Consider the following 25,577-nt stretch of genomic DNA (forward strand, 5'->3'; position numbering starts at 1 on the left):
TTGAAGCAACCGCTTCGGAAAGGATTACATGGTATAGAATGGCAAAATATTTTAATGTGAACGGCGCCTGCCGGCCGGGCATACATTATATGGTTAATCTCGAACCAAAACTGAAAGAAATCCGTACAATGATAGAAAACGGGCAATATTTTACCATCAACAGGGCAAGGCAGCACGGTAAGACTACCACATTACGTGCGTTAGCGGACTATTTAAAGACCGATTATACGGTAATAAGCCTCGACTTCCAAAGGATGAGTTCCCTTGATTTCGAGAACGAGTCTGCTTTTGTCAATGCACTTGCAAGAGAAATCAGCAGGCGTATCCAAAGAATGGGCGACGTACCAGACGACACCAAAATGAAATTACTTGAACTGGCGGCTGGCGGGACTCCCCACAAAACCAGACTTGCGGAAATATTCGATTGTTTCTGCGACTGGTGCGGATGTTCCCCAAAACCAATCGTCCTTCTTATCGACGAAGCCGATACTGCAACAAATAACCAAGTATTCCTTGATTTTCTTGCACAGCTTCGGGCCGCCTATCTGGATAACGACGTAACCCCAACATTCCAGTCGGTAATCCTTGCAAGTGTCTATGATATCCGTAATATTAGGGGAAAACATGAGACAAAAGCAGCCCTTAGAACCAACAGCCCTTGGAACATTGCGGCCAGTTTCCGCGTTGATATGGGGTTTTCTTCTGGGGAAATCGCTGGAATGTTGGAAGAATATGAGCAAGACCATCTCACGGGAATGGATATCCAAGAACTGGCAGAAGCCATTTATAACCGCACTTCCGGGTATCCCTATCTGGTTTCCGGTTTATGTAAATATCTTGACGAAGAAATCTGCGGGACAGCAGATTTCCCTGACAGAAAACAAGCTTGGACAAAAGACGGGGTAATTGAAGCAGAGAAGCTGCTCACAACGGAAAATAATCCTTTATTCCAGTCACTTACCGGAAAACTAACAGATTATCCGCAGCTTCGCTCCGTAATATACGAACTCCTATTCACAGGCAAACCTATTCCATATGTTCCGCAGAACCCATATATTGACGTTGCCGCAATGCTTGGTTTTATAAGAAATGATAATGGAACCGCTGTTATTTCTAACCGGATTTTTGAATCTGTACTATATAATCTTTTTATTTCAGAAGAATTTTCCGAAAGCATACCGCGGCGAACAATTCATCATCGAGCTAAAGGTGTGGAGAGGTAATGCCTATAACGAACGGGGCGAGCAACAGTTATCAGATTACCTTGATTATTTTCATTTGAAAAAGGGATACATGCTGAGCTTTAATTTTAATAAGAAGAAAACTGTCGGAGTAAAAGAAGTTATATTAGGAAATAAGTTGTTAATAGAAGCTGTTGTATAACAATCAGCTATACATTCTTTTATTTTTGTATAAACCGCAAAATACTGTTTAAAAAGTAATAAGACGCACTAAAAAGGGGCTTCCGGGAAAGCTGACAATTCCCAGAGTCCCTTCGCCTTATCCTGCCGTTAATGAGCTCTTTTTCTGACAACCCCTGAAATCACTGCCGCAAGCATCCCCAAAACAAGATAACTGAATGCATACATAATGAATGCACTGTCAATCGTTTCAAAAAACACCCCTATGCCAATCAAGAATAATACCGATGTCACGGCTGGCTGATACCACAGACTCTTTATATTTCTTCCTGCAGCTACGCCTACAGTCACGGCGTAAATCGGGTTCACAATAAAGAACAGAAGAAAACACACCGTCAGCCCCGCCTGGGCGCTTACAAAATTCACCGCCATCCAAGGTAATACTAACATAATGATTATCGCTGACACTGCCCATAATAGCAAAGTCTTTCTCATAACTTCCTCCTCTCTGCCACATTCCCATATCAAATATATATATTCTTTCGTTAAATTACGGCAAATAAATCGCCTCCAAAAGCATCCGGCCCGTTTCTGTCTTAAAAATATTTTTCAACATATTCCTTATATTCTCTTCTGAATAACCGTTTTCTTCCACATTCACCAGATAATCTGCTTCTATCAAAATCTGGTAATCCAACCCGTCAATATCCGTCAAAGTATGGTGATGTCCCACCAGATAGGCAACCCGATCCACCGTTTCTGGTTCTATTCCGGTTTCTTTCAGAAAATCGTATACAAGAGGAATCCCCTCTTCTTCCTGCCTCTTTCCGTCTGTATTCCCATATTTTTCTCGGCACAGCGGGCAGGCAATATCGTGCAGAATTGCTGCAATCTCAAGAATCTTCTGTTCCTTAGAAGCCAAATGCTCACATTCACCAATCATCTTTGCATAACCGTATACTTTAATGAAATGATTAATGTCATGTATATTCTCCTTAGAATAAAGAACCATTTTTTTCATAATTTCCTGTACTGTCATCGTATTTCTCAATAATACACTCATGCACATCTTTCTTCCTTTCATAATTAATCGCTACAAGTAGAATATTCCCAGTATAACCCTTGACCCAATCTGCATATTTTCTATCCTTAATCTGAGCGATTGCCCCCTGAGCAGACTTATCCCATTTTAATTCAATCAACAGCGCCGGTCTGTCCACACCCCTTTGGGGAAGATAAACCACATCGGCAAATCCTCTCCCGCTCGGAAGCTCCCTAATCGGTTTCATATAATAAACCTGCGCGCTAAAGTATGCCGCATAGACCGCACAAGCCAACGAATTCTCATCATTATATTGAATAATCGAAGCCGTATCCCTACGTGCCTGTTCCACTCCCTTCGCCACTGCGGCAGCGTCCATTGCCCACGTACTTTTCAAAAGTTCCTCCGAACGGTTTAGAGCCTCCATGAGACTGCCCCATCCACCAACTTTTATCGCCCTAACAAACTCCTGCGATATTTCCTGATTGGGAATAGAAACCTTGCCCGTCTGCTCGTCATATGTCAGATATCCCAGATGAACCAAGAGGGTCAGCACGTCATCCTTCGTATAAAATGTGGTCATATCATTTTGAAATATGGTTGTATCCAGTTTACACTGACCGCCGCCTAACATCTCCACAACCGCCTCTTTAAGCCCGTCAAAATTCCTCTCAATATAAACCTTCAATGCTTCATACGTCTCCGTACCTGTCCAATAACTTTGGAACTTTCTCCATGTTAATGCATCTGTGACCGATTTCGGATTATAGATATGGTAATCTCCCAAAGTATACCCGTCATACCACTTTTTCATCTCTTGAAAAACAACGTCGTATTTTGCACATTGTTCCCGTACTTCTTTTTCCGTAAATCCAAAATACGCTCCAAGACCTTTGGAATCCGTCACAGAATACTCGTCAAACATGTTAATTGCAGAATGTTCCCCATACTTTTTTATAGGAAGGATTCCGGTCATATATGCCAAATCCACATATTCAGAGCCTTTAAAAAGACCTCTTAAAAAGTCAAGATATTTCTTCTGTATCTCCACATCCTCTTTTGCAAGTCGGAATACACAGTCCCACTCATCAATTATAAAAACGAATCCCTGGCCCGTATGTGCATAAATCTGCTCTAATACTCCCGGCATACCATATAACTCATCCCCACCGTCGAAGCACCCGCCAAACTCATCCCGTAATTCTCTGATAATTACATCCTGTATCCTCTTGATAAAAACAGGTACGTGTGATTCGTCAAATAGAAATCTCTGGACGTCAAAACGAATCACGTTATGCCGGTTTAAGTTTGCCTTATATGACTCTAGCCGTTTCGCTGCCTGCTCCCCGGCTGAAACATCCCTATTTTCATCCGATACTTCCAGATTCTCAAACAATCCTTTTGAATCACAGCCCTTGCTGTAATATGCCGCCAGCATATCTGCCGCCATCGACTTGCCAAAACGCCGTGGACGGCTGACGCAAATATTTTTTCTCTGTGTTTTCAGTATGCTATTTGTATAATCGATCAGCCCACTCTTATCCACATAGATTGGAGAATGCACTGCTTCCTCAAACAACCGATTCCCTGGATTTACATAAATGCCCATACTCTGCCTCCTTCTTTTCTATATGCAGAACGCCGCATACAATGGCACTGATTTTATCTCGTCCGCCATCCCGAAATTCCTTGCAGATATGCGGATGCTGTACGCAGGATGATATTTTTCCCGATAGACCGCAAGGCTTCTGGATTTTACATGGTTTCCTGATTTACACTCCACCGGAATCACATGGTCATCTTTGATAATCAGGAAATCAACTTCTGCAGTGCCCTCAGATTCCCAGTAAAGCAGTTCATACCCATTGGCCCTTAGAACACAGGCAACATAATTCTCCGCAAATATCCCCCGGAACCGCTCTGCCTCCTCACCCATCAACCTCACCAGATTCATGCCCGTCCTTGCCGACATAATGCCCGTATCGCTATAATATAGCTTAAATGCTGTCAAGTCCAAGAATGCAGAGGGCGGCATAAAGCCTTGCGTACATTTTACGCATTTATTCACAATGCCCGCACGAATCAGCCAGTCTATAGAGTCTCCGTACTGGGATGCGCGTGCCCCGCTCTTTATCAGTTTGTACTGGAACTTCTTGGAATCTTTCGCAAGCTGAGACGGCAGTGAATCATAGGTGGCAAATATCTTGACCGTTTCACTTGGCAATGCGTATTTTGCCATATCCGCAATATAAGAATCCAGCAGCATATGCCTGATTTCTTCTTGTGTCAGTGTTGCATAAGGCATAGTCTCAGCCGCTATCGCAGCGGGCATACCGCCTATAATACAGTAATTATAATACTCTGCCAATGCCTCCTTGTGCATTCCCTCTCCTAATGCCTGATTCTTCTCATAGTGGGTACGAATCATATCAGCAAGCAATTCTTTGCCCTTTGCCCACAGATACTCTTCAAAATCCATTGGATACATATTCTCCATCTGAATCTTGCCCACAGGGAAGGAGAACTGCTCCCGCTTCAATGCCACACCTAACAGGCTTCCGGCAGCAATCACATGATATTCTGGCGCCTCTTCCGCAAAATATTTGAGAGAGGCAAGCGCCCTTTCGCACATCTGTATCTCGTCAAATATAATTAACGTCTCGTCCGGAATGATTCTCGTGTGATAATATCTCTCTAAAATTCCAAGAACCGCTTCCGCGTGGATTTCATTTTCAAAAAAATCCCCGATTTTACGGTCCGCTTCAAAGTTCACATAAACGGTATTTTTAAAATAGTCTGCGCCCAGTTCTTGCATAACGTAAGTTTTTCCTACCTGACGCGCTCCATAGAGTAACAAAGGCAGACGTGAAGCAGCGGTGTTCCTCCATTTTACGAGCCGGTCTGTTATCTTCCTTTTCATACACATCACTCCGTTATCTTCTATCATAATTCTTTCCCTTTTCTAATCATAGTATACCTTATCTGCAAACGTAAGTCAACTTTAATACAGAAATTCACATTTTAATCAACTTATTATTGCTGCTAATTACATTAAACAGCATTTCAACAGTAAATCTATGGCCAAAGTACTAATTGAAATGTGACAATAAAAGCGTTACAATTATATTAATAAAAGGGGAATGCATACATTTCTGAAACAGGAGGATAAACGAAAGATGAACCTTGAATTACTCGAAACTCTACAGAACAATATTTCCAGAGTCATGATTGGAAACGAAAGAACGCTGAAACTCATCCTAACCGCCATTCTTGCAAAAGGCCACGTCCTTTTGGAGGACGTCCCTGGAACCGGCAAGACCGTACTTGCCAAATCCCTTGCCAAGTCTGTCTGCGCACAGTTCGGAAGAGTTCAGTTCACCCCCGACCTGCTCCCGTCAGACGTGACAGGGCTAAACTATTTTGATTCTAAAAAAGGCGAATTTGTATTCCGGGAAGGTCCTGTTTTCTGCAACATTTTGCTTGCGGATGAAATCAACCGGGCCACACCTAAGACACAGAGCAGCCTGCTCGAGTGCATGGCAGAGAGCCAGGTAACGGTAGACGGAAAGACCAGGGGATTAGAAGCGCCTTTCTTTGTCATTGCGACGCAGAACCCGCTGGAAACATTGGGTACATTTCCCCTTCCGGAGGCGCAGATGGACCGTTTCCTGATGCGGATCAGCATGGAGGATATGACACCGAGCCAAGAGTTTTCCATGGTAGAACGTTTTCTTGTAGACGAGCCTCTCGCAGCGCTTGAGAGCGTGTGCGGGAAAGAGGAACTTGTGAAGCTTCAGGCACAGTGCCGTGAGATTTATATCCACAGAGATTTGCTGAAATACATGATCGAGACAGTCCACGCCACCAGAAAGCATCCTAAGATTATGCAGGGCGTAAGCCCCAGAGGTACGTTGGCTTTTGTACGTGCCGCACAGGGTTTCGCCATGACGGAAGGGCGGGAGTATGTCGTACCGGAAGATATTAAGAATGTGGCGGTTCCGGTCCTCTCCCACCGGCTCACCCTGTCCGTTCCCGCCGAGGGCGTAAGATATGAGGAAGAAATCATACGGGAAGTCCTAAGCCTTGTACCGGTTCCGGTGGAAGATTGGGAAAAACGGTAAAGGAGACTTTCGATTATGCTGTTATTACTGTTTGCCGGAGCCGGGGCATTTTATCTGCTCCAGCACATTATTTACAAGAAATACTGGAATACCGGGCTTGGCATTGAAGCTGAATTTGAAGCGCGTTCCGCCTATGAAGGGGATGTCTCTTATCTCAGGGAAGAAATCACCAACGATAAGCCCCTCCCCCTGCCCGCGCTGGAGGTCAACCTTGCCATGGACCGGGCGCTACAATTTTCCGGTGAGGCGAAAGAAAATGCAAATGTCACTGACCAGAGTTACCGCAGAGACATCTTCTCTCTTTTTATGCGCCAGCGCGTTATCCGGAGGCTTCCGTTCGTGTGTGAAAAGCGGGGTTATTACGAGATTACAAAAGCCGATGTAATCGGATATGATTTCTTTTTCCGCCGAAGCTTCCACGACGACCGGAAGGTAGCGACTGCCCTATATGTGTATCCCAGGCTTTTAGATACCCATCGGCTCGACTTGCTTTGCAAGGCTGTGTCCGGCATGATCATCACGCAGAACCGGCTGTTTCCCGACCCGTTCTGTTTTTCGGGAATCCGGGATTACCACCCTTCCGACCCGATGCACCATATCAACTGGAAGGCTTCTGCGAAAGGACAGGGGCTTCTGGTAAATCAATTCGACTCCACGACGAATATCCGGATGAGGATGATTCTGGACACAGAGGATTCCGGCATCGTCCGCTGCGAGGAGTTAACGGAGGAGGGAATACGCATCGCGGCGTCTCTGGCGTCCCGCATCGTGAAACAGAAGATGGAACTTACGGTCATTGGAAATGGAATGCAGCCAATCTACTTAAAGGATGGCGCCGGACAGATACAGACGTTGTATCAGGAACTTTCCCGTATTGATATCCGCATGCCTGCGAAGCGGCTCTTCGAGACATTGAAGCAGGAAAAAGAAAAAATCCAGTCAGGAGTCGTCTACGTCGTTATTTCCATGAACCAAGATCCGGAGACCGTGAAAGCCGTTGCCGCCATGGCAGAGAACGGATGCCCGGTCTTGTGGGTAATACCTGTGCAGGTATCTACGGAAAATACGCCCGAAAACATAAGGGGCGTCAATATTTTTAAATGGGAGATGAATGGATAATGAAAGAAAAAAGCCGCGCAATGATTCTGCTTTCCTGGATACACGATATCCTGCTTTTTGAGGGAATCTATGTGCTTGCAATCGCCATATGGAACATCCGGGGACAGGAAGTAATTGTTTTCCTTTTGAATGGGCTTTTTATGATTTTTCCGGTGAGCCTTTCCTATATCATCATATATAAATGCCGGAGCCTTTGGATTTTCCTCGCATTTTCCCTAATCATGGTCTGGGGAATGCACACGCTCAGCGGAAATATGATTACCACTTGGCTCACTGTTTTTGTCTTCCTTTTCCGTTTTTATGTGAAGATGAAACAAGGTGAAATCCGAAGGAAGATGAAGGAAATGCCAAACGAGGCTGGCGCGCAGGAAGATCAAGAGATGTGGGAAGTACCGACTCTTCTCGATGCTCCCAGAGTACTGTACTGCCTGTTTCCCGCAGGCATGTATCTATACCTGCTTACTTTTGGCCGCCACGGACTTCTGTATCTGATGCTGGGAATCCTTGCATCGGAGTTCTGCGTCTGTCTGGCATACTGTTATCTGGAAAGCCTTGAGGGATTTGTAAAGAAAAATATCCGCGTCGCGAACCTTCCCGCCGGCGCTATGAAAAAAATCGGGAATGAGACGCCATCTTTTCCACAATTGCAGGCATAATGTTCAGCTAGTTCTCACAGCGGTTTAAAATAATAGCATCTCCACTAATCACACCCTCCCTCTTCCCTAAAACCCGGTCTACATCAGGAATAATCTGCGTCTGCACAGATACGCCTTCTGGCAATTCCAGTCCCATGAATACAGCCAATACCTTGGATTCAGAAAACCTCTGCTATATGTTTTTCTCCTCTCTATTATTTTCACCCCAAACACATAACTGATCTAAAATAACCATCAAAGATTTTCCTTTGCCACTAAGACTGTATTCCACTTTTGGCGGAATCTGGGGATATTCTTTTCTAACAATAAGATGGTCTGCTTCCAATTCTTTCAAATTATTGCTGAGCGTCTTATCCGTCACATTTTTGAGATATCGCTTTAATTCATTAAATCTCACAACTTCAAATTCCATCAGGCAATAGAGGATTACCATCTTGTGCTTGCCGGATATCAGCGATAATGTATAACTAAATCCTGTATCTTCAAAATTTGCATTTTCAATATAATTCTTTATCATTTTATACTTTCTTAAATAATAGTACCTTTCTTATAAGACAGTACTTGTTCTTTTTCTGTTACCGTCTATAATTATATATGCAGATACAAGTACTGTCAATTCCATATAAGAAAAGAGGTAATGACAATGAGAAAAAAACTAAACTTAACCGAAGGTATTTTCCCAATGCCCGTTTTAATGGTTGCAACTTACAACGAAGACGGCAGCGTCAATGTTATGAACGCCGCCTGGGGAACTATGCAGGAGAGAGGCAATGTAGCTCTCAATTTAACAGAAACACATAAAACAGTGAAGAACATCAAGGCAAGAGGCGCTTTTACCGTAAGTATTGCCGATGCCGCCCATGTAGTTGAAGCAGATTATTTTGGCGTCGAGTCTGGCAACCGGGTTGCAAATAAGTTTGAAAACAGTGGTCTTACGGCATCCAAATCCGAACTGTTGGACGCACCGGTTATCAATGAATTTCCGCTCTGCTTAGAATGTAAATTTATCGAATATCAGAACAATGCATATGGCTGCGGCGTGATTGGTAAAGTTGTAAATATTACGGCAGATGAACGTGTTATGGCGGGCGATAAGATTGATATGAATCTGGTAAACGCTATCGCTTTTGACCCTTATACCCACGGCTATTACAAAGTGGCTGAAAGAGTAGGCGAAGCCTTCAAAGACGGTTTACAGCTCAAAAAGTAATGGCGTGCAAGTTACTTTTCACACCTACGCCAATCACACTGTTGATTGATGTGGGTGTGAATTGTAACGGGTGTAAAACGCCAATGAGCATTTTAAGAATGGCAGACTTGTTTATCCTAATTCTCTATGTTAAAATGAGGCATGGTCGATGAAGGCTCATATTTTCCAATAAACCGCGGAAGACCGTTCGGCAAAACTACGGTATAGTTCATCCTAGACGGCCATCTGAATATGCGGCGTATTCTTGAAAATATTGTCATCGGTGATAAACTTATCATTGATGCCGTCGTATAGACAGAGTATCATATATGACAGGAGGAGCAAAGCAGATGGAATTTCAAGACTGTTTTCCAATATGGAAGAAACTGACACCTTCACAGCAAAATACAATCGACAAAAGCCTTATCCGCCGCTCTGTAAAAAAGGGAGAAACCATACATAGCGGCGGAATGGATTGTACCGGCCTTATTGTCATAAAATCCGGGCAGTTTCGGGCATACATCCTTTCTGACGAGGGGCGGGAAGTGACCATTTACCGCCTGTTTGATTTAGATATCTGCCTGCTCTCCGCCTCCTGCATGATACGCAGTATCCAGTTCGATATTACGATTGAGGCGGAAAAGGATACCAAGTTTTGGATCATTCCGGCAGAAATCTATAAACAAATCATGGAAACTTCGGCCCCGGCAGCAAACTATACAAACGAAATTATGGCAGCCCGGTTTTCTGAGGTCATGTGGCTCATGGAACAGATTATGTGGAAAAGTATGGACAAACGCATTGCCGCCTTTCTTCTGGAGGAAACCGCTATTGAAGGTACGAACGAGCTGAAAATCACCCATGAAAGCATTGCCTGCCATCTGGGTACACACCGCGAGGTCGTTACCCGGATGCTCCACTATTTCCAGAAGGAGGGAATACTTAGGTTAGCCCGCGGTGTTGTCGAAGTTACGGATATCCCAAAATTAAACGCAATCTGCGATTCCTGAATTTCGTACATACGCAGCAGAGGGGTTGTCGGGAAATGAAATTTTCAGACACCCCTTCCCCCTTTTGTTATCTGTCCATGCCGCATGCGGCAGAAGATTCTGCCAGGCTTCTGTCCTGTGCGGCTGCCTCATAGAACCGGAATCCTCCGGAAAAATTGTACGCTTCTATGCCGTATCCGTTCAGAATTCTGCATGCAATATAGCTGCGCAGCCCGCTCTGACAGATGACATATACTGGTTTTTCCTTTTCGATTTCATCCAGCCTCTCCCTGAGTTCATCCACCGGGATATTCACAAAGCTTTCTATATGCCCGCGGCGATATTCCCATTCGGTACGGACATCCAGCAAAGTTATACTGCCGTCACGGGGCAGCTCGGCAATATCCTCCATATGGAACTGCTTTAAAATACCTGCCGCAATATTTTCCACCATAAATCCGGCCATATTCACCGGGTCTTTTGCCGAAGAATATGGCGGCGCATATGCCAAATCAAGGTCTTTTAGCTGAATTGCCGACATTCCTGCATGGATTGCGGCAGACAGTACGTCAATACGCTTATCAACGCCTTCATACCCTATGATTTGCGCACCCAACAGCCGATAGGTGTTTTTTTCAAAGATAATCTTCATTGTCATCAGCCTGCCGCCAGGGTAATAACCCGCATGACTCATAGGCGATAGAATGACTTTATCCGCATCCACCCCCGCTTTCCGAGCATTTGACTCATTGAGGCCGGTCGTGGCCGCTGTTATGTCAAATACTTTAATAACAGAACTTCCCTGGCTGCCCAGGTAATGGCTGTCGCCGCCGCATATATTATCAGCCGCAATACGGCCCTGTTTGTTTGCTGGGCCTGCCAGTGAAATAAGCGCATCTTCCCCAGTGACATAGTGTTTCACCTGTACTGCATCTCCCACAGCATAGATATCCGGAACAGATGTTTCCATTCTGTCATTCACTACAATGCTGCCTTTGATTCCCAGTTCAAGTCCCGCTTCCCTTGCAAGGCTGGTATCTGGGGCAACGCCAATGGCCAGCACTACCATATCGGCACAAAGCGGCGCTTCGTCCTTTAGCAGTACCTCCACGCCATTATCTTTTTCCAGGAATCCCTCCACAGTATATCCCAGCATAAGCCTCACGCCATGCTTTCTCATTTCGCCATGAATCATAGCCGCCATATCCGAATCAAAGGGCCTCATAAGCTGTTTCGGACGCTGGACAATAGTGACGTCCATTCCGAGCTTGCGCAGATTCTCCGCCAGTTCCAGTCCGATAAAACCGCCGCCTGCCAGTACAGCAGACTTTGGATGGTTTTTATCAATATACTGTTTTATCCGGAAAGTATCTTCCATGGTCCGCAAAGTAAAGAGTTTGTCACTTTCCACACCCGGCAGGCGGGGTTTTAAAGGCTTTGCTCCCGGCGAAAGAATCAGTTTGTCATAGTTTTCCTCAAATTCTTCTCCTGATTCTGTATTCTTTACGGAAACCGTCTTTCTGTCCGGGTGAACAGCAGTAACTTCATGGTGAACTTTCATTTCTATGTGAAAACGGGAAAAGAAACTCTGGGGCGTCTGCAAGGTCAATTCGTCCGGGTCGGTAATCACTCCGCCGATATAATAGGGAAGACCGCAGTTGGCATAGGAAATATAACCTGACCGTTCAAAAACTACGATTTCTGCCTTTTCGTCCAGCCTGCGGATACGGGCAGCCGCAGTAGCGCCGCCCGCTACCCCTCCGACAATAACAACTTTCATTTACCGCACCACCTTTCCAGTATAAGAGGCAATTCCGCCTATGTTTTTCACATTATTATACCCCATCCTTTGAAGAATGCTTACCGCCTGACGGCTTCTGCTTCCAGAATAACAATAGACAAAAATAGGAGCGTCCTTTTGGCCTGCAACCGCCCCTATCCCGTCAAGAGATTGGAGAGGAACATTTTTGCTGCCGGAAATATGCCCCTCCTGATATTCCTTGGAGGTACGCACATCCAGAAGAATTGCCCCGGACGCAGACTCATATTCCCGGATGCCTTGGTCAATATCCGGCTTTTGGAATAAATTGAAAAAATTCATCTCATCACCTCAAATCTTTTTGATGGATTTATCATAGCCGATTCCAGAAAATCCTTCCGTGATAAAATCACGTTTTTATGTTACAATAGATAAAACTTAATTTTGGGAGGTACATAATGACAGAACAAGAAAAAATGAAAAAGGGATACCTTTGGGGCGATGATGAAGAAAATATGGCTTTGCAGGCCCATACGAAGGGTCTGGTGAATCAGTTCAACAATTTGCCGCCGGAAGATATGGAAGGACGCGCCGCTCTCCTTACGGATATTTTTGGATACGTTGGCGAAAATGTATGGATTGTCCCGCCGCTTACGGCTGCGGTCGGGAAATATGTGTCCATTGGAGAGGGAACCTATGCTAATATGAACCTGACTTTGATTGACGACTGGAAAATAACCATCGGAAAACATGTCCTCATTGGCCCTAACGTAACATTCAGCACGACCGGGCATCCCATCCATCCGAAGCGCCGGGCAGACGGCATGTATTCATTTCCAATTACCGTGAAAGATAATGTATGGATTGGGGCAAATGTAATCATTCTTCCAGGCGTTACAATCGGAGAAAATTCTGTGATAGGGGCAGGCTCGGTCGTAACAAAGGATATTCCGGACAATGTGGTCGCATTTGGAAGCCCATGCAAAGTATACCGAGAAATCAACGAACGGGATGAAGAGTATTATTTTAAAGACAGACGTTTTGACCAACAGCCTGATTAAATATATCCAAAATTTTTGGTGTTTAGAAGGAGCTGCGTATTTATGGAAACAAACCACATCTCGCTTTTTCCCGACGAGCATTTTTTGGATATACGGCCCTATCAATACGGTTGGGAGGAATGCAAGCCCCTCCACTCTTTCGGTCCTTTTGTGCGTAACCACTATTTGCTTCACTATATCATCAGCGGGCGGGGAATGCTATACTCACACTCCACCAACGGCAAGATACATGAGTATAATCTGGCGGCCAACCAGGCATTCCTGATCTGCCCCGGACAGGTTAACATGTATACCGCCGATGAGAAGGAGCCATGGAAATATGTCTGGATAGAATTTGACGGAATTCATGCAGAAGAATGCCTGCTTCATGCCGGCCTTGAGTGGGATCCGCCCATTTATCTTCCGCAGAGTATAGAACATGGAGAACGCTTGCGGGATCGGATGCTTTACTTTTATGAAAACTCTGCGAAATCCCCCATCCATCTGATAGGGCAATTATACCTGTTCCTGGACGAATTAATCGAATTTTCATCCAGCCGACAGAATTTTGCAGAAAAAGGACAGAAGGATTTTTATATCAATGAAGCCGTCGTTTATATCCAGCAAAACTATAACCGTAAACTGACGATTGATGAGGTAGCCGACTTTTGCAAACTGAACCGAAATCATTTCAGCCGAAAATTTAAAAAAGTGATGGGCTGTTCTCCTCAGGAATTCCTGATTCATCAGCGCCTGACGAATGCAACAGAGTTGATGCGATTCACCGATCTGCCTATTAAAATAATAACCGATCAATGCGGTTATCCCAATCAACTCTATTTCTCCCAAGCTTTCAAAAAATGCTACGGCCTGTCGCCTCAGGAATGGAGAAAGCAGAATTGTTCCAAACCAGAACGATAGGTTAATACGAAGAATCCCGCCAAAATCCGGTGGGATTCTTTTTATCCGACGGCTCTTAGGTAAATCTGAAAGGCGGAATAATCTCCCTGTATCTGAGGAAATGGATAACCTGCCTTCATCAGTGTCTCGCCGCTATAAAGAGGCTCAGCCCCGTCAATCTGATATTGAAAATCAGGGTTTAATCCCTTAATCCGTAAAGTTCCAAAAAGCGGCGCTGCGTTGATGCAGCCATACACCACGCTAACCAAAGCCTCACGCTGATCGGGGGACACCTGCTCCCAGGCTGTGAAAGACCTGTCCTGAAAGGGGCTGCTAAGACGGTAATAATCTCCTTCATGAAGCAGATTATAATGAGTCTTATAACTTTCCACCTGACGCCGGATCTCCTTTTTTTCCTCTGCAGTACACTTCCCCAGATCCATCTCGTAACCAAAAGCTCCGCTCATTGCGGTGATTCCCCGGGTTTTCAGAGGGGTGACGCGTCCATTCTGCTCATTGGGAACAGCCGAGACATGGGCTCCCATGGTACAGACCGGATAACAGAAGGATGTTCCATACTGAATACACAGGCGGTCAATAGCATCCGTATCGTCGCTGCACCAAACCTGAGGCGTATAGTAAAGCATGCCGCCATCGAACCTGCCTCCTCCGCCGCAACATCCTTCAATAAGAATATGCGGATAATCACGATGAAGACGTTCTAACAGGTCATAGACTCCCAGTACATACCGGTGATAAACCTCCCCCTGACGCCGCGACGGCAAAGAGGCAGACCAGACGTCGGTAAGGCTGCGGTTCATATCCCACTTGAGATAAGCAATATCGGCGCTGGATAAAACCACTTTCATCTGTTCATAGATAGAATCCCGGACATCTTTCCGGGAAAAGTCTAATGCCAGCTGGCCTCTGCCTCGGGCAGGGACACGCCCCGGAACATGAAGCGCCCAGTCCGGGTGGGCGCGATAAAGATGACTGTCTTCATTGACCATCTCCGGCTCCATCCAGATGCCGAATTTCATTCCCATATTCTTGATACGGGGAACCAACTCCTCCAGTCCCCCTGGCAGCTTTTCTAAATTTACCTGCCAGTCACCCAGACCACTGTCGTCATTATTCCGGGAGCCAAACCAGCCGTCGTCCATAACAAACAGCTCGATTCCAAGAGCCGAAGCCTCCCTTGCGATGTCAGCCAGCCTGTCGGCATTGAAGTCAAAATAAGTTGCCTCCCAGTTGTTGATCAGAACCGGTTTTCGCCTGCCATCGTAAGGCTCCCTAAGAAGATGCTTACGGATAGCCCTATGGTACTGACGGCTCATTTGCCCAAAACCATTAGAGGAATAGACCATTGCCGCCTCTGGAGCAGTGAACGCCTGCCCTGACGTCAGAGTCCAGCAGAAATGAAAAGGATGAATCCCCATAACCAGACGGCTGTTCTCATATTGGCTGCACTCCACAGCCGCTTCAAAATTGCCGCTGTACAGAAGCATAGCCCCGCAGCACATACCGGTATCTTCATCAGTATCACGGCCGCAGAGAATCACAAAAGGATTGTGCTGGTGGCTGGATATCCCACGTACGCTGCCCACACTCTGTATCCCCGGCCGCAATGGTCCCCGGTCCAGACACCGCTCCATCAGATGATGGGCATTAAAGGTAATCAGATCCATGTCAGACCGGGGAAAATCCAGACATAGGGAGGCACATCGGCATAAGCGGATCTCCTCCGTTCCCTGGTTGACTATTCGGACGGTCCGGGTAATAAGGTCGTAAGCCTCAAATACACTGTAATACAGTTCCATTACTACCTGGGCGGCAGCATCCCTTAGCATAATTACTAATGTTTCTGCCTCGTCTTTTGTACTGTAAAAACCTGGAAGGCCCTCCAGAGCGTATTTTCCCTTTTCCAGGCGGAACCCTTCGTAACGCATATCCGCCGTATGGCTGCCGTTTGCCAGCTCCAGCTCAATCGCAGGCAAACGGAAATCGCCCACGCCGCAGGTAGATATTCCTGCGGCGCCACATCCAGCGAGTAATTCCGGTTACTCCCTGCCTCGTTGGGATTGGGAGTAAAACTGCGCTCACCGCATTGGAGCAAAACAGACAGGTCACAATTATCAATCTTTGCCCCATAGTAAGTGTGCAGAAGCACATTATATTGGTCGGCTTTCATCTGATATGTGGTATTCCGAGTATGCAGCGTAAAAATTTTGTTTTCCTGGTCAAGTACAATCATAGAGATACCTCCCTCGTAAATCATTTAAAATAAAAAGCGCCCCGGCACAGTCCCGACAACATATGCCGGGACCGTTCTAAAGCCTATTTCCCGCCAGTACCGGCGATTCCTTCCACAAATTGACGCTGGAAGATCAGGTACAGCACTACCATTGGCAGCATAGCCAGCAGAGAGCCGGCCATCAGCACCGGGAAGTTAGTCGTAAACTGCCCCCTCAGCGTAGAAAGACCAGATGACAGCGTCATCATCTTCAAATCTGAATTAACAACCAACGGCCACATCAGATCTCCGTATGCGAAAACGGCGGTGAATATGGTCAGGGCCGCTACGGAAGTTCCTGTCAGTGGGAACATGATCTTATAGAATGTCTGCCACTGATTACAACCGTCCAGATAGGCAGCCTCACCCACCTCATCCGGGATACCCATATATGTCTGGCGCAGGAAAAACACACCAAAAGCGCTGACAAGCCCCGGAAAAACTAAGGCGAAAATCGTATTAGCCAGACCCATCTTGGCAACCATCTGATACTGCGGGATAATAAAAATCTGGCTTGGCAGGGACATCTGCACCAATACGATGCCAAAAAGCAGTTTCTTACCTCTGAATTTCAGCTTGGCAAATGCATAACCTGCCATAGAGCTAAACAATACGGCGCAGACCACGCGGAAGAAAACCATCAGTATTGTATTCAGATACAGGCTGCCAAAAGGCAGGCTGGCAATGGCCTCCTTAAAATTATCCAGATTGATCTGTTGGGGTAAAATGTCCGGCGGAATCTGCATACTCTCAGGAACCGTCTTAAAACTGGTCAAGATCATCCACACAAAGGGAAAGATCATAATGACCGCCCCTAAAATCAGGAAAAAATATGTAAGCAGCCTGTTAATCATGTAGGAGCGTCTCAAAGAATTTTTCATTGCAATACCTCCTTAAACGTCATATGTAACCCACTTCTTCTGCCCTTGGAATTGCACAAGAGTCACAAGAAGAATCAAACCAACAGTCCAGATAACGATAGCAGAACCATAACCGCGGTCTCCCGCCACGAATGAGGAACGATAGAACAGGTACATCAGGCTCTGCATATCGGTCAGCGCCGGATTCGTCTCGTCTGCCATCATGTAAATAAGGTCATAAATCTTCATGGACGCCATCAAACGCATAATCAAGACAGAGAACAAGGTTGGCGAAACCATAGGCAGGGTGATTGTGAAAAACTGCCGAACCTTCCCCGCACCGTCCAGTCCGCTTGCCTCATAGAGGGTTCTTGGGATATTCTGCAAACCTGCAAGCAAAAGAACCGCGTCATAACCTATGCTGCTCCAGACTGACACAATGGCAACAGCCAGCACAGCCGTCTTTGGATCGGTAATCCATTGAGTTTTGCTGCCCAACATCTGGTTTAAGATCCCATACTCCGTATTAAAGATCCAGCGCCAAACCATGGCAATCGCCGCCGGCGCACAGACCAAAGGCAGGAAAAAGATGGTACGGAAACCGCCTTTGAACTTCACATGCGCATTAAGGAGCAAGGCTACCAGCAAGGCCAGAGCTATGCCCACAGGTACAGTCAGGATACAAAAGTAGATTGTGTTCCAAGTGGCTTTCCAAAACTCTGTATTTCCAAACATATCCTTATAGTTCTGCACACCGATAAACTTGTAATGGCCGAAGCCCAGATGTTCACAGAAGCTGGAATAAAGTGTCTGTACGAAAGGCCAGAGATTCAGAACAACCAGACCGATGATGGTAGGCGCTACCATGAGCCAGCCCCATCTCTCCTCCCGCTTTGCGGCGGCAGATAATTTTTTAGTCATGAAAAATCCCTCCTCTTTAGTCATCTGCCAGTTTCTTGGCAGTTTCTGTGTTGACAATATGCTCCATATTCTCAAGGCCTGTCATAAGATCCTGCTTTCCGGCATAAACATCCGTCAATTCATCCAATACCAGGCTCTTCCACTTAGGACTGGCAGAATTATAAATTGCCTGCACCGCATAATCAAACTGTTCAAAAATGACATCCAGATTCAACTTTTCATCGTAAGAGTCAAATGCGGCGCGCCAGGATTCCTCACAGCCGATATAAGCCGGAATGGCAGCTCCATTCTCTCCCTGAATACGCTGAGCCTCCTCAGTGCCGAAGTATTTAATTACATCCAATGCAATCTCGCGCTTTTTGCCATGAGCGGCGGTAGAATAGCACAACCCGTTGGACATGGTGGCGCGTCCATCCTGATCCAGGCTTTCGCTGTCCTCGATCGGATCCGCACATTTAGGCAGCTTGGCCAGATCCCACTTGCCCCGCATCTCAGGGTAATTCTCCATCAACTGCGGCAGATTCCAGTTTCCCTCCAGATACATGGCGCCTTCTTCCGAAAAGAAAGCGGTTCCAGGTGCAGTTTCCGCAAAATAATTCTGGTCAGGGCACCAGTCCTCTTTCTGCATATTCACATAAAACTCCATCCCCTTGACAGAGCCGGGATTGGTGTAGCCGGCCTTGGTACGGTCAGCAGTAAGGATATGCCCGCCAGCCTGATAAGCGAAACACCAATAACCTAGCTGGTCGTCATTATAAGCCATAAAACCGTATTTGCCGGTTTTGTCGTGAATTTTTTTGGACGCATCCGCCAAATCTTCCCAGGTCCATTCATCTGTAGGATATGGGACATTAGCGGCATCAAACATTTCTTTGTTATATACCAGCAGACCATTATCTTTATCCTTGGGTACGCCGTAGAGCCGACCGTCACTGCCGCTGGCGTTGCTGCGGGAAATCTCAGAGAAATGTTCCTCATAGTAATTGGATTCTATATCGTCATAGAGATCCGTCACATCAGCTAACATACCGAAATCGGCATAATACAGCAACTGGTTGGTGTGCATCCAGAAAATGTCTGGCATCGTATTACTTTCAGCAGAAGCCTCCAGCTTCGTCCAGTATTCACTCCAACTGGTGGCCTGTACATCAATCACTACATCAGGATGTTTCGCAGTATAGGCATCACACATAGCCTGCATGCCAGGACGCTGATAGACATCCCATATTTGAAAAGTGAGATGAGTCTTTTTGTCTGCTGAACTACTGCACCCTATGAGCGACAGCAACAGGAGCAATACTAGGCCTGCTGCTGTCATGCGGGATAATTTTCTCATAACTCCACTCCTTTGCTTTGCATAATATTTTTATAGTTTGAATACATGGCTAAGGCAAGAAAAAAGCAGCCCGGGCCTGCTTTTTCTTACATAACCACTCAAGCTGATTCAAATTATAATAAAAGGGCGCTCGTCTGTAAATCAAACGATGTGCCCAACATATATTACAATTTCGCAAAAATCATATTTTTATATAAATATATTATATTTTGTATCTTTCCCTACTCGCCGCCTCAGCGGCATATTTCCTCTGCACGGGTCTGCGCATAAAATAAAGAAGGAAACGTTGATTTTCCACGTTTCCTTCCTCCTAAATAAGAGGCGCAGACCGGATTTGAACCGTTTAACACTTTCAGAAAATACGATAAAAAGGAGGTTTTCAGCACATCTTCTAACGAATGTAATCAAAAGTGTAAGCACTTGTAATCACTTCAAAATGTTACCAGATGTGCCGACCTTGAATATTCCGGTATTCAAATCGTATTAAGAACTGAAAGGAGTAATTTATGGATTTCACGTATATCATAATGAAAAACAACCGTCCAATAGCCGGGTTCGCAACTTACATTGACGCATGTACATATAAGGATATCTTAGTAAATATTTCCCGTACTGTAGGATATAGAGATAAAACATCTCCCGATTACACAAAGAAAGTCCGGAAAACCTCTTTTCTACGTCTTCCGGACAATCCAGTCTTACAAATCAGAGTTCTTTTTGCTGACAAAATTCAATAATTTTATTACATCATTCATACTGACCCCATTTCCATCTACATCTGCCGCCGCCAGCGCTTCACCTGTCAATATTTTTTTCTTAGACACATGGTTCAGACACAGTATTACATCATTCATAGTTATTTCCCCGTCTTTGTCAATATCTCCCTTTTTTACTCCAAAATAATTTGTAAAGGTTAATTTAGATTTGTCTGATACACTCCACGTTGCACCACCATCGGTAGACCTCTTTACAGAAGTTAGGGACGGGGTTAGGTTAGAACCATTTGCAGTGACAGTGACGGTGACTTTGTATTGTGCCGAGTCTTGTTGAATACTGTCATAGTCAGAGGATTCCATTGCTGTTTGGAATACTATGTAGTTGTATGTTCCTGGGTAGAGGAAACATATTTCGGGTGCAATGTTTATGTTGGAAGGAACTACCGTATATGAACCAAAACATCCTTTATTTTCACAATAATAATTATATTCTTTAGATGTTTTATAATAAGTATTACAACCACTGCAATATATGGAACTATACCGTTGGATATCCTCTGCTAGGGAGAGGTTGGCGGTTGTGCCCGAAGATGGCTTGATTCTGGCACTGTTTTCATAATAGGCGATTGCGTTACTATCTCCACTCGGTAACGGGAACATATTAAATTTGGGGTCGCCTTCTTTTTCTGGGGCGATAGAGTAGGTGAACGAGTCGCCAGCTTTAAAAGCTCTACCCTCCATATTGACTATAATGTTAGTATCTAAAGAATACTTCACAGGCGAATACTTGTAGGTAGTGTTAAAGCTCTCATTAGAACCACTTAAATCGGTAGTACCCGTTACAGAGTCCTTATTCCATGTATAGTTATTATCCTCTTTATGTGTTATCTGATAATTTACCCCTGTAGGCATAGATTCGGTCTTGAACTGATACCTCGCCGGAAATGATACACTGCCGTTACCATTCTCTAATTCAAGAGTGTGTTCACTTACTACCGTACCGCCAGACATTAATTTATAAGGCAAAGAAGCAGTAAAACCTTTACCATCCTTAATAAGATTAAAGTTGTAAGTAAATACTCTATCATTATCCGTATATTGTTTATTGCCATTTACAGTAGTTGATAAAGTGAAGTCACTTACTTCCTGTCTAACGTTATGGGATGTACTGCTACTCTCTATACCACTGTAAGAAACACCGCCTACCGAACAAACACTAGCTTTACTAGATACAGTACTCTCAGATTTAGTAGAGCATGTAATATGGAACATTACAAATTCACTCCCAGGTATTCGATTAGCTTTGAATACTATATCGTTGCCCTCCTGCCTAACAGAATAATCCGAACTGCCAGATATCGTATGTTGGTTAGCCTCCGAAGGAGTCGGAGTTAAGTTATACTTAGCAGTAGATATATCTGGCTCAAGAGAGTCGTCTATATGTATCTTGACTTCTACATCTGTTAAATCATCATTATCATGTATATTATCTACCCTAACATAATACTCAATCGTGTCACCTAAGTCTACAGGAACTGGATGAGCCTCAGAAATCGAAGAAGGCTCACTCTTTATAGTAAGTTGCACAGGGCACTCGTCTGACTGTGCACTGACAGCACCCGCCACCCCACTCCTTGCTTCTTCAACATTCGTTTCTAATTCTTCACCCTCTGTTTCACCGCTGACCGTCCCCGACTTTTCCTCCGGGGATATCTCCGGGACATCCTCATTACCGCCTATTTCTTCTACATTCACCTCGTTATTAATATCATTTTCACTCTCATTCTCAGCCAAAACACCCCCGCCGATTAGGGTTGAACACATCAACGCTATAACCAGAACCGCTATGGCTCTCTTAAAATATCTTCTCATGCCTTATACCTCCTACTGCTAAAAATACAGCGTAGTCCAAATGGCTCACTACGCTGTATCCCCTGTCTTTGGGCTATTTCCCGTCTTTGCACTATCCTTCTTTGTGCTGTCCGTCTTTGTCCCATCTGCCTTATCCTGCCCCGGCGCCGGTTTCACAGAGCCTTCTTTTACCGTAATCTTACAGCTTGCTTTCTTATCGCCTACCGTTGCGGTAATTTCCGCTTCCCCGGCGTTCAATGCCTTGACCCTTCCATTCTCTACTGATAAAATGGCTGAGTCTGAGCTTGCCCATACTACATCCTTCAAATCGGTTGTGTTATCAGGGTTATAAATGACGGTGAGCGTTTCCTCAGTCCCGACTACCATTTCCTTGATAACCTTGTCAAAGGCGATAGAATCCAATGGAATTTCTTTCACTTCGATTTCCGTTTCTTTTTCAACCGTTTCCCCGGCTTTCCCTGCACCGTCAAAGAAGGTAATGACAGCCTTCACTTTTATCTTCCCTTCTTTTACTCCTTTCAGCAAACCGGATACCGTATCAATGGACGCAACTTCTTCGTCCGAGACAGCCCATTTGATTTCATATGTATCGGTAATCCCGTTAGCCCCTATGATTTCCTCCACATTCAGGAATTGGAACATCTGCACCGACTGACCTTTCAGGATAGTCCCTACCTTTTCAAACTCAATCTTCTCTCCCTGTTCTTCTGTCAGGTGGACTTCCTTCACGTTTACCTCAGCCGTCGCCGTACATACTTTTGCCGCCTTGGTCGTCCTCACTGTGATGGTCGCCGTCCCTTCCTTCACACTGGTAACCGTTCCCGTTGCCGGGTCAACCGCCGCTATTTTCTCGTCACTGGACTCCCAGACAATAGATTTGTCTTCCGTCGTGTCTTCCGGGTCATAAATGACAGATAACCCTACCGTCTTTCCCCTGACTACGTCCACATCCGGGTTCTTAATGGAAATGCCATTTAAGGGGACGCTGACATTGACCACGCATGAAGCGCTGACCCCATCCGCCTCCGCTGTAATAGTGGCGTTCCCGCCTGATACCGCCGTAACGTTGCCGGCATTATCAACGGCAGCGACTGCCATATTATCACTCGTCCATTTGATAGTGCCGTCGCCCTCCGCATATTTCAATGTTGCCGTCAGTTTGTCTGTACCGCCTTTTACCAGATTAAGCACAGCCTTATCCAGCGTAATCACCGGAGTCACGATGTCAAACCTGATACTCCCGGCATTGTCCGACGCTACCGGCAGAGAATCGCCTTCTCCCGATACTACGTTAATCTTAGAGCTAAACCCAATTTCCCCGGCAGTTGCAGTATCCAACACCTGAAATGTGGCTGTCATCAAAGTTCCATTCTTTAATATCCCCCCTGACATGTCTAACGGTGCGGCAACTATGGACTGCCCGTCAAAAGCCTTGTTAGGGACTTGACCGAGTCCATTAAATACGTCCCCCCCAGATTGTCCGAAAACCCTTATTTTCTGCGGTTTGTAGCCATTTTTAGCATCAAAAATGCCAGATATATTTCTCTCGAAATAAATATCTGACCTTGACAACTGAATAAAGTGTATATTGGGTTATACCAGCAGCATCCTGCCGCCATTAACTCCATCATCTTTTCAAATCCTAATAGGTTTTTCGCTCGTTTTATATTGTATCCCAGGCACATGAGCGCAAACTCCCCGGTCACTTTCCTCAGGCCTCTCAGAAGAAAGTAACTGAATCCCATCGCTCTTTTTATTGTCCCAAACGGATGCTCTGACAAACACATTCGCTCTGCCGTTTTCTTTCTGTCAGGTTTTAGGAAGAACCTCACCACTTTCTGTTTCTCAAAGTGATATTTCCCGTTTTTGACGCCCTGCTTACCTGGCATACTTCCCTCGGCTTCCAGCCAATCTTTGCACGGCTTCTCCAGACAGTCTTTCGTGAAGTCTATTTCTTTCCACTCATTTTTGCCCTTGTAACATTTATTCCTGTTTGGGCAATGCCGGCATGCGTTCTTATTTGCGTATCTGATGTTCCCGTTTTTCTTTATACATTTCTGGCGGAGGATTTCTCCATTCGGGCAATACACGAGATTCCTCTCCGGGTCCCTGACAAAGTATCCTTCCTTTGCCCTCTTCATCATTTCTTCGGGTGTCCCGTAAATTGACTCTGAAACTCCCTCTGTCTCTGGCTCGTCACTGACTTTCCTTCTTACTTCAATAACTTCTATATCTGTTATGACATCCTTGTAAGCTTCAGGAATTACGCCGGCATGCAACGCCTTTTTTAACCCTTCCGGGTCTGTGCTTTCTGTATCTGCATCAGCTGCTCCTTCGTACGGTATCTCAAGTTGATACCCGTCTTTCCCATCATTGGTTATAACATGCGGGATAATCCCGTCTTCAAGGCACTTTATCATGTCCTCTTCACTTTCATATCCCCTGTCGGCAACTGCCTCGATGACGCCTTCCGATTCTTCCCTTACTTCTTTAAGCGTAGAATCCATAAGCCCGTGGTCTGTCACCTGGTTTGTCATTTGGAAATCACGGATTAAATGTGTTTCAGAATCAACTGCTGTCTGTGGGTTATACGCTACCGCAAAACCATTCTTACTCTTCATCAGTTTTGCATCTGCATCCGTAAGTGACATCTGCGACTGGCCGCTTTCTTCCATGAGCTTTTGATAGCCCTCATATTTTGCAAGGCGCTCTCGGGCTTCTTTCACCTTTTCTTCTACCAGCTCTTTTGTAAGTTTATCGGGATCTTCTTCAAACCCTTCCTCCTTATCTGCATCATCAAGGATACGGAGGTACTCTTCAATGTGGCCATTAAGCCACTTGATCCTGTCATCCAGCTTGTTTTTTGTAAAGTTATTATTCTTGGAATTGCAGGCATTGAACTTGCTCCCATCAATGGAGGTAAACCCCCACTCTACTGCTCCGGAAAGCCGCTTGTTAAACTCGTGAAAAATCTTTTTGAGGCTGTCTATGTTATCCTTCCGGAAGTCAGATATGGTCCGGAAATCAGGTTCGACTCCGCCAAGCATCCACCTGACCTCTACATTTACTTTACAGCTCCTCGCCAGTTTTCTGGAGGATTTGATCCCATTATCGCTTCCATAAATGTAAAGCTTGAAAAGGCCCTTCGGGTCATACGGCGGCCTACCTTCCCGGGACATCTCCTTCACACCAAAATCTGAAAGGTTAAGACTATCCACAAATGCATCTATAAGCCTTGCCGTACTATCCGGATCAACCATGGAATCCCATGTAGTCACCATCATTTGGTCTCTGTCAAATCCCCGTACATAATCCATCAATATCACCTCAAAATGTAGTATTCCCAACACTTGTATTATACTACGTCTGTTGGTATGCAGCCAGAATTTTATACACTTTATTC

Annotated in this window: 23 protein-coding genes; 8 read left to right on the forward strand and 15 right to left on the reverse strand. The window is 45.3% G+C overall.

Features of this window, described 5'->3' with window-relative positions; all coding sequences use genetic code 11:
- Positions 1-38: 38 nt before the first annotated feature.
- A complete protein-coding gene (locus AC6I3O_RS23375) occupies positions 39-1,223 on the forward strand; it encodes an ATP-binding protein (protein ID WP_497852920.1) in 1,185 nt (394 codons plus the stop codon).
- Positions 1,224-1,511: 288 nt separating this feature from the next.
- Here the strand turns inward: AC6I3O_RS23375 and AC6I3O_RS23380 are convergent, their stop codons facing one another.
- Genes AC6I3O_RS23380 through AC6I3O_RS23395 form a run of 4 tightly spaced genes read right to left on the reverse strand, consistent with a single transcriptional unit; the run spans position 1,512 to position 5,323 of the window.
- Positions 1,512-1,856, reverse strand: coding sequence for a DUF2651 family protein (locus AC6I3O_RS23380; protein ID WP_497852921.1), 345 nt, complete (start codon positions 1,854-1,856; stop codon positions 1,512-1,514).
- Between the two features lie 55 nt (positions 1,857-1,911).
- Positions 1,912-2,382 (reverse strand): HD domain-containing protein, encoded by a 471-nt coding sequence (locus AC6I3O_RS23385; protein ID WP_497852922.1) that lies wholly within the window; start codon positions 2,380-2,382, stop codon positions 1,912-1,914.
- Entirely contained in the window at positions 2,357-4,012 is a 1,656-nt protein-coding gene (locus AC6I3O_RS23390; RefSeq protein WP_497852923.1) for an AAA family ATPase, read from the reverse strand. Before AC6I3O_RS23390 ends, AC6I3O_RS23385 begins: the two co-directional genes overlap by 26 nt.
- 18 nt (positions 4,013-4,030) lie before the next feature.
- Positions 4,031-5,323: an ATP-binding protein gene (locus AC6I3O_RS23395; RefSeq protein WP_497852924.1), complete on the reverse strand. Its 1,293-nt coding sequence runs from the start codon at positions 5,321-5,323 to the stop codon at positions 4,031-4,033.
- A 256-nt stretch (positions 5,324-5,579) separates the two neighbouring features.
- Between AC6I3O_RS23395 and AC6I3O_RS23400 the strand changes: the two genes are divergently transcribed.
- From AC6I3O_RS23400 to AC6I3O_RS23410, 3 genes are read left to right on the forward strand one after another with little or no spacing between them, the layout of a single operon-like run.
- Positions 5,580-6,524: an AAA family ATPase gene (locus AC6I3O_RS23400; RefSeq protein ID WP_497852925.1), complete on the forward strand. Its 945-nt coding sequence runs from the start codon at positions 5,580-5,582 to the stop codon at positions 6,522-6,524.
- Between the two features lie 15 nt (positions 6,525-6,539).
- On the forward strand, positions 6,540-7,643 hold the full coding sequence (locus AC6I3O_RS23405) for a DUF58 domain-containing protein (RefSeq protein ID WP_497852926.1): 1,104 nt from the start codon (positions 6,540-6,542) through the stop codon (positions 7,641-7,643).
- Complete coding sequence (locus AC6I3O_RS23410) at positions 7,643-8,299, forward strand: hypothetical protein (RefSeq protein ID WP_497852927.1); 657 nt, start codon at positions 7,643-7,645, stop codon at positions 8,297-8,299. Before AC6I3O_RS23405 ends, AC6I3O_RS23410 begins: the two co-directional genes overlap by 1 nt.
- 7 nt (positions 8,300-8,306) lie before the next feature.
- Here the strand turns inward: AC6I3O_RS23410 and AC6I3O_RS23415 are convergent, their stop codons facing one another.
- Together AC6I3O_RS23415 and AC6I3O_RS23420 are read right to left on the reverse strand one after the other, a co-directional pair.
- Positions 8,307-8,435, reverse strand: a complete 129-nt coding sequence (locus AC6I3O_RS23415; protein WP_497852928.1) for a hypothetical protein — start codon at positions 8,433-8,435, stop codon at positions 8,307-8,309.
- 36 nt (positions 8,436-8,471) lie between these two features.
- Positions 8,472-8,816, reverse strand: a complete 345-nt coding sequence (locus tag AC6I3O_RS23420) for a winged helix-turn-helix transcriptional regulator (RefSeq protein ID WP_497852929.1) — start codon at positions 8,814-8,816, stop codon at positions 8,472-8,474.
- Positions 8,817-8,942: 126 nt separating this feature from the next.
- On the opposite strand from AC6I3O_RS23420, the gene AC6I3O_RS23425 reads away from it, so the two are divergent.
- Together AC6I3O_RS23425 and AC6I3O_RS23430 are read left to right on the forward strand one after the other, a co-directional pair.
- Positions 8,943-9,509, forward strand: a complete 567-nt coding sequence (locus tag AC6I3O_RS23425) for a flavin reductase family protein (RefSeq protein ID WP_497852930.1) — start codon at positions 8,943-8,945, stop codon at positions 9,507-9,509.
- 329 nt (positions 9,510-9,838) lie between these two features.
- A complete protein-coding gene (locus AC6I3O_RS23430) occupies positions 9,839-10,498 on the forward strand; it encodes a Crp/Fnr family transcriptional regulator (RefSeq protein ID WP_497852931.1) in 660 nt (219 codons plus the stop codon).
- 67 nt (positions 10,499-10,565) lie between these two features.
- Here AC6I3O_RS23430 and AC6I3O_RS23435 read toward each other — a convergent pair whose 3' ends face one another.
- Both AC6I3O_RS23435 and AC6I3O_RS23440 read right to left on the reverse strand, forming a co-directional pair.
- On the reverse strand, positions 10,566-12,257 hold the full coding sequence (locus AC6I3O_RS23435; protein ID WP_497852932.1) for an FAD-dependent oxidoreductase: 1,692 nt from the start codon (positions 12,255-12,257) through the stop codon (positions 10,566-10,568).
- Positions 12,258-12,578 carry a rhodanese-like domain-containing protein gene (locus AC6I3O_RS23440; protein WP_497852933.1) on the reverse strand — a complete coding sequence of 107 codons (321 nt, stop codon included), beginning with the start codon at positions 12,576-12,578 and terminating at the stop codon, positions 12,258-12,260.
- 116 nt (positions 12,579-12,694) lie between these two features.
- Here AC6I3O_RS23440 and AC6I3O_RS23445 point away from each other — a divergent pair, with 116 nt between their 5' ends.
- Together AC6I3O_RS23445 and AC6I3O_RS23450 are read left to right on the forward strand one after the other, a co-directional pair.
- Positions 12,695-13,297, forward strand: a complete 603-nt coding sequence (locus AC6I3O_RS23445; protein ID WP_497852934.1) for a sugar O-acetyltransferase — start codon at positions 12,695-12,697, stop codon at positions 13,295-13,297.
- 42 nt (positions 13,298-13,339) lie between these two features.
- Positions 13,340-14,197 carry an AraC family transcriptional regulator gene (locus AC6I3O_RS23450; RefSeq protein WP_497852935.1) on the forward strand — a complete coding sequence of 286 codons (858 nt, stop codon included), beginning with the start codon at positions 13,340-13,342 and terminating at the stop codon, positions 14,195-14,197.
- A 41-nt stretch (positions 14,198-14,238) separates the two neighbouring features.
- On the opposite strand, the gene AC6I3O_RS23455 is transcribed toward AC6I3O_RS23450, so the two are convergent.
- The 7 genes from AC6I3O_RS23455 to AC6I3O_RS23485 form a co-directional block, all read right to left on the reverse strand.
- A complete protein-coding gene (locus AC6I3O_RS23455) occupies positions 14,239-16,173 on the reverse strand; it encodes an alpha-galactosidase (protein WP_497852936.1) in 1,935 nt (644 codons plus the stop codon).
- A 340-nt stretch (positions 16,174-16,513) separates the two neighbouring features.
- Complete coding sequence (locus AC6I3O_RS23460; protein ID WP_497852937.1) at positions 16,514-17,350, reverse strand: carbohydrate ABC transporter permease; 837 nt, start codon at positions 17,348-17,350, stop codon at positions 16,514-16,516.
- 12 nt (positions 17,351-17,362) lie between these two features.
- Positions 17,363-18,250 (reverse strand): carbohydrate ABC transporter permease, encoded by an 888-nt coding sequence (locus tag AC6I3O_RS23465; protein WP_497852938.1) that lies wholly within the window; start codon positions 18,248-18,250, stop codon positions 17,363-17,365.
- A gap of 16 nt (positions 18,251-18,266) precedes the next feature.
- On the reverse strand, positions 18,267-19,586 hold the full coding sequence (locus AC6I3O_RS23470; RefSeq protein WP_497852939.1) for an ABC transporter substrate-binding protein: 1,320 nt from the start codon (positions 19,584-19,586) through the stop codon (positions 18,267-18,269).
- 698 nt (positions 19,587-20,284) lie between these two features.
- Entirely contained in the window at positions 20,285-22,174 is a 1,890-nt protein-coding gene (locus AC6I3O_RS23475; protein WP_497852940.1) for a dockerin type I domain-containing protein, read from the reverse strand.
- A 48-nt stretch (positions 22,175-22,222) separates the two neighbouring features.
- Positions 22,223-23,533: an Ig-like domain-containing protein gene (locus tag AC6I3O_RS23480; protein ID WP_497852941.1), complete on the reverse strand. Its 1,311-nt coding sequence runs from the start codon at positions 23,531-23,533 to the stop codon at positions 22,223-22,225.
- Between the two features lie 131 nt (positions 23,534-23,664).
- Positions 23,665-25,491, reverse strand: coding sequence for a transposase (locus AC6I3O_RS23485; RefSeq protein WP_302144327.1), 1,827 nt, complete (start codon positions 25,489-25,491; stop codon positions 23,665-23,667).
- Positions 25,492-25,577 lie beyond the last annotated feature (86 nt).

It is taken from the genome of Sporofaciens sp. St.21A7 (assembly GCF_059728535.1).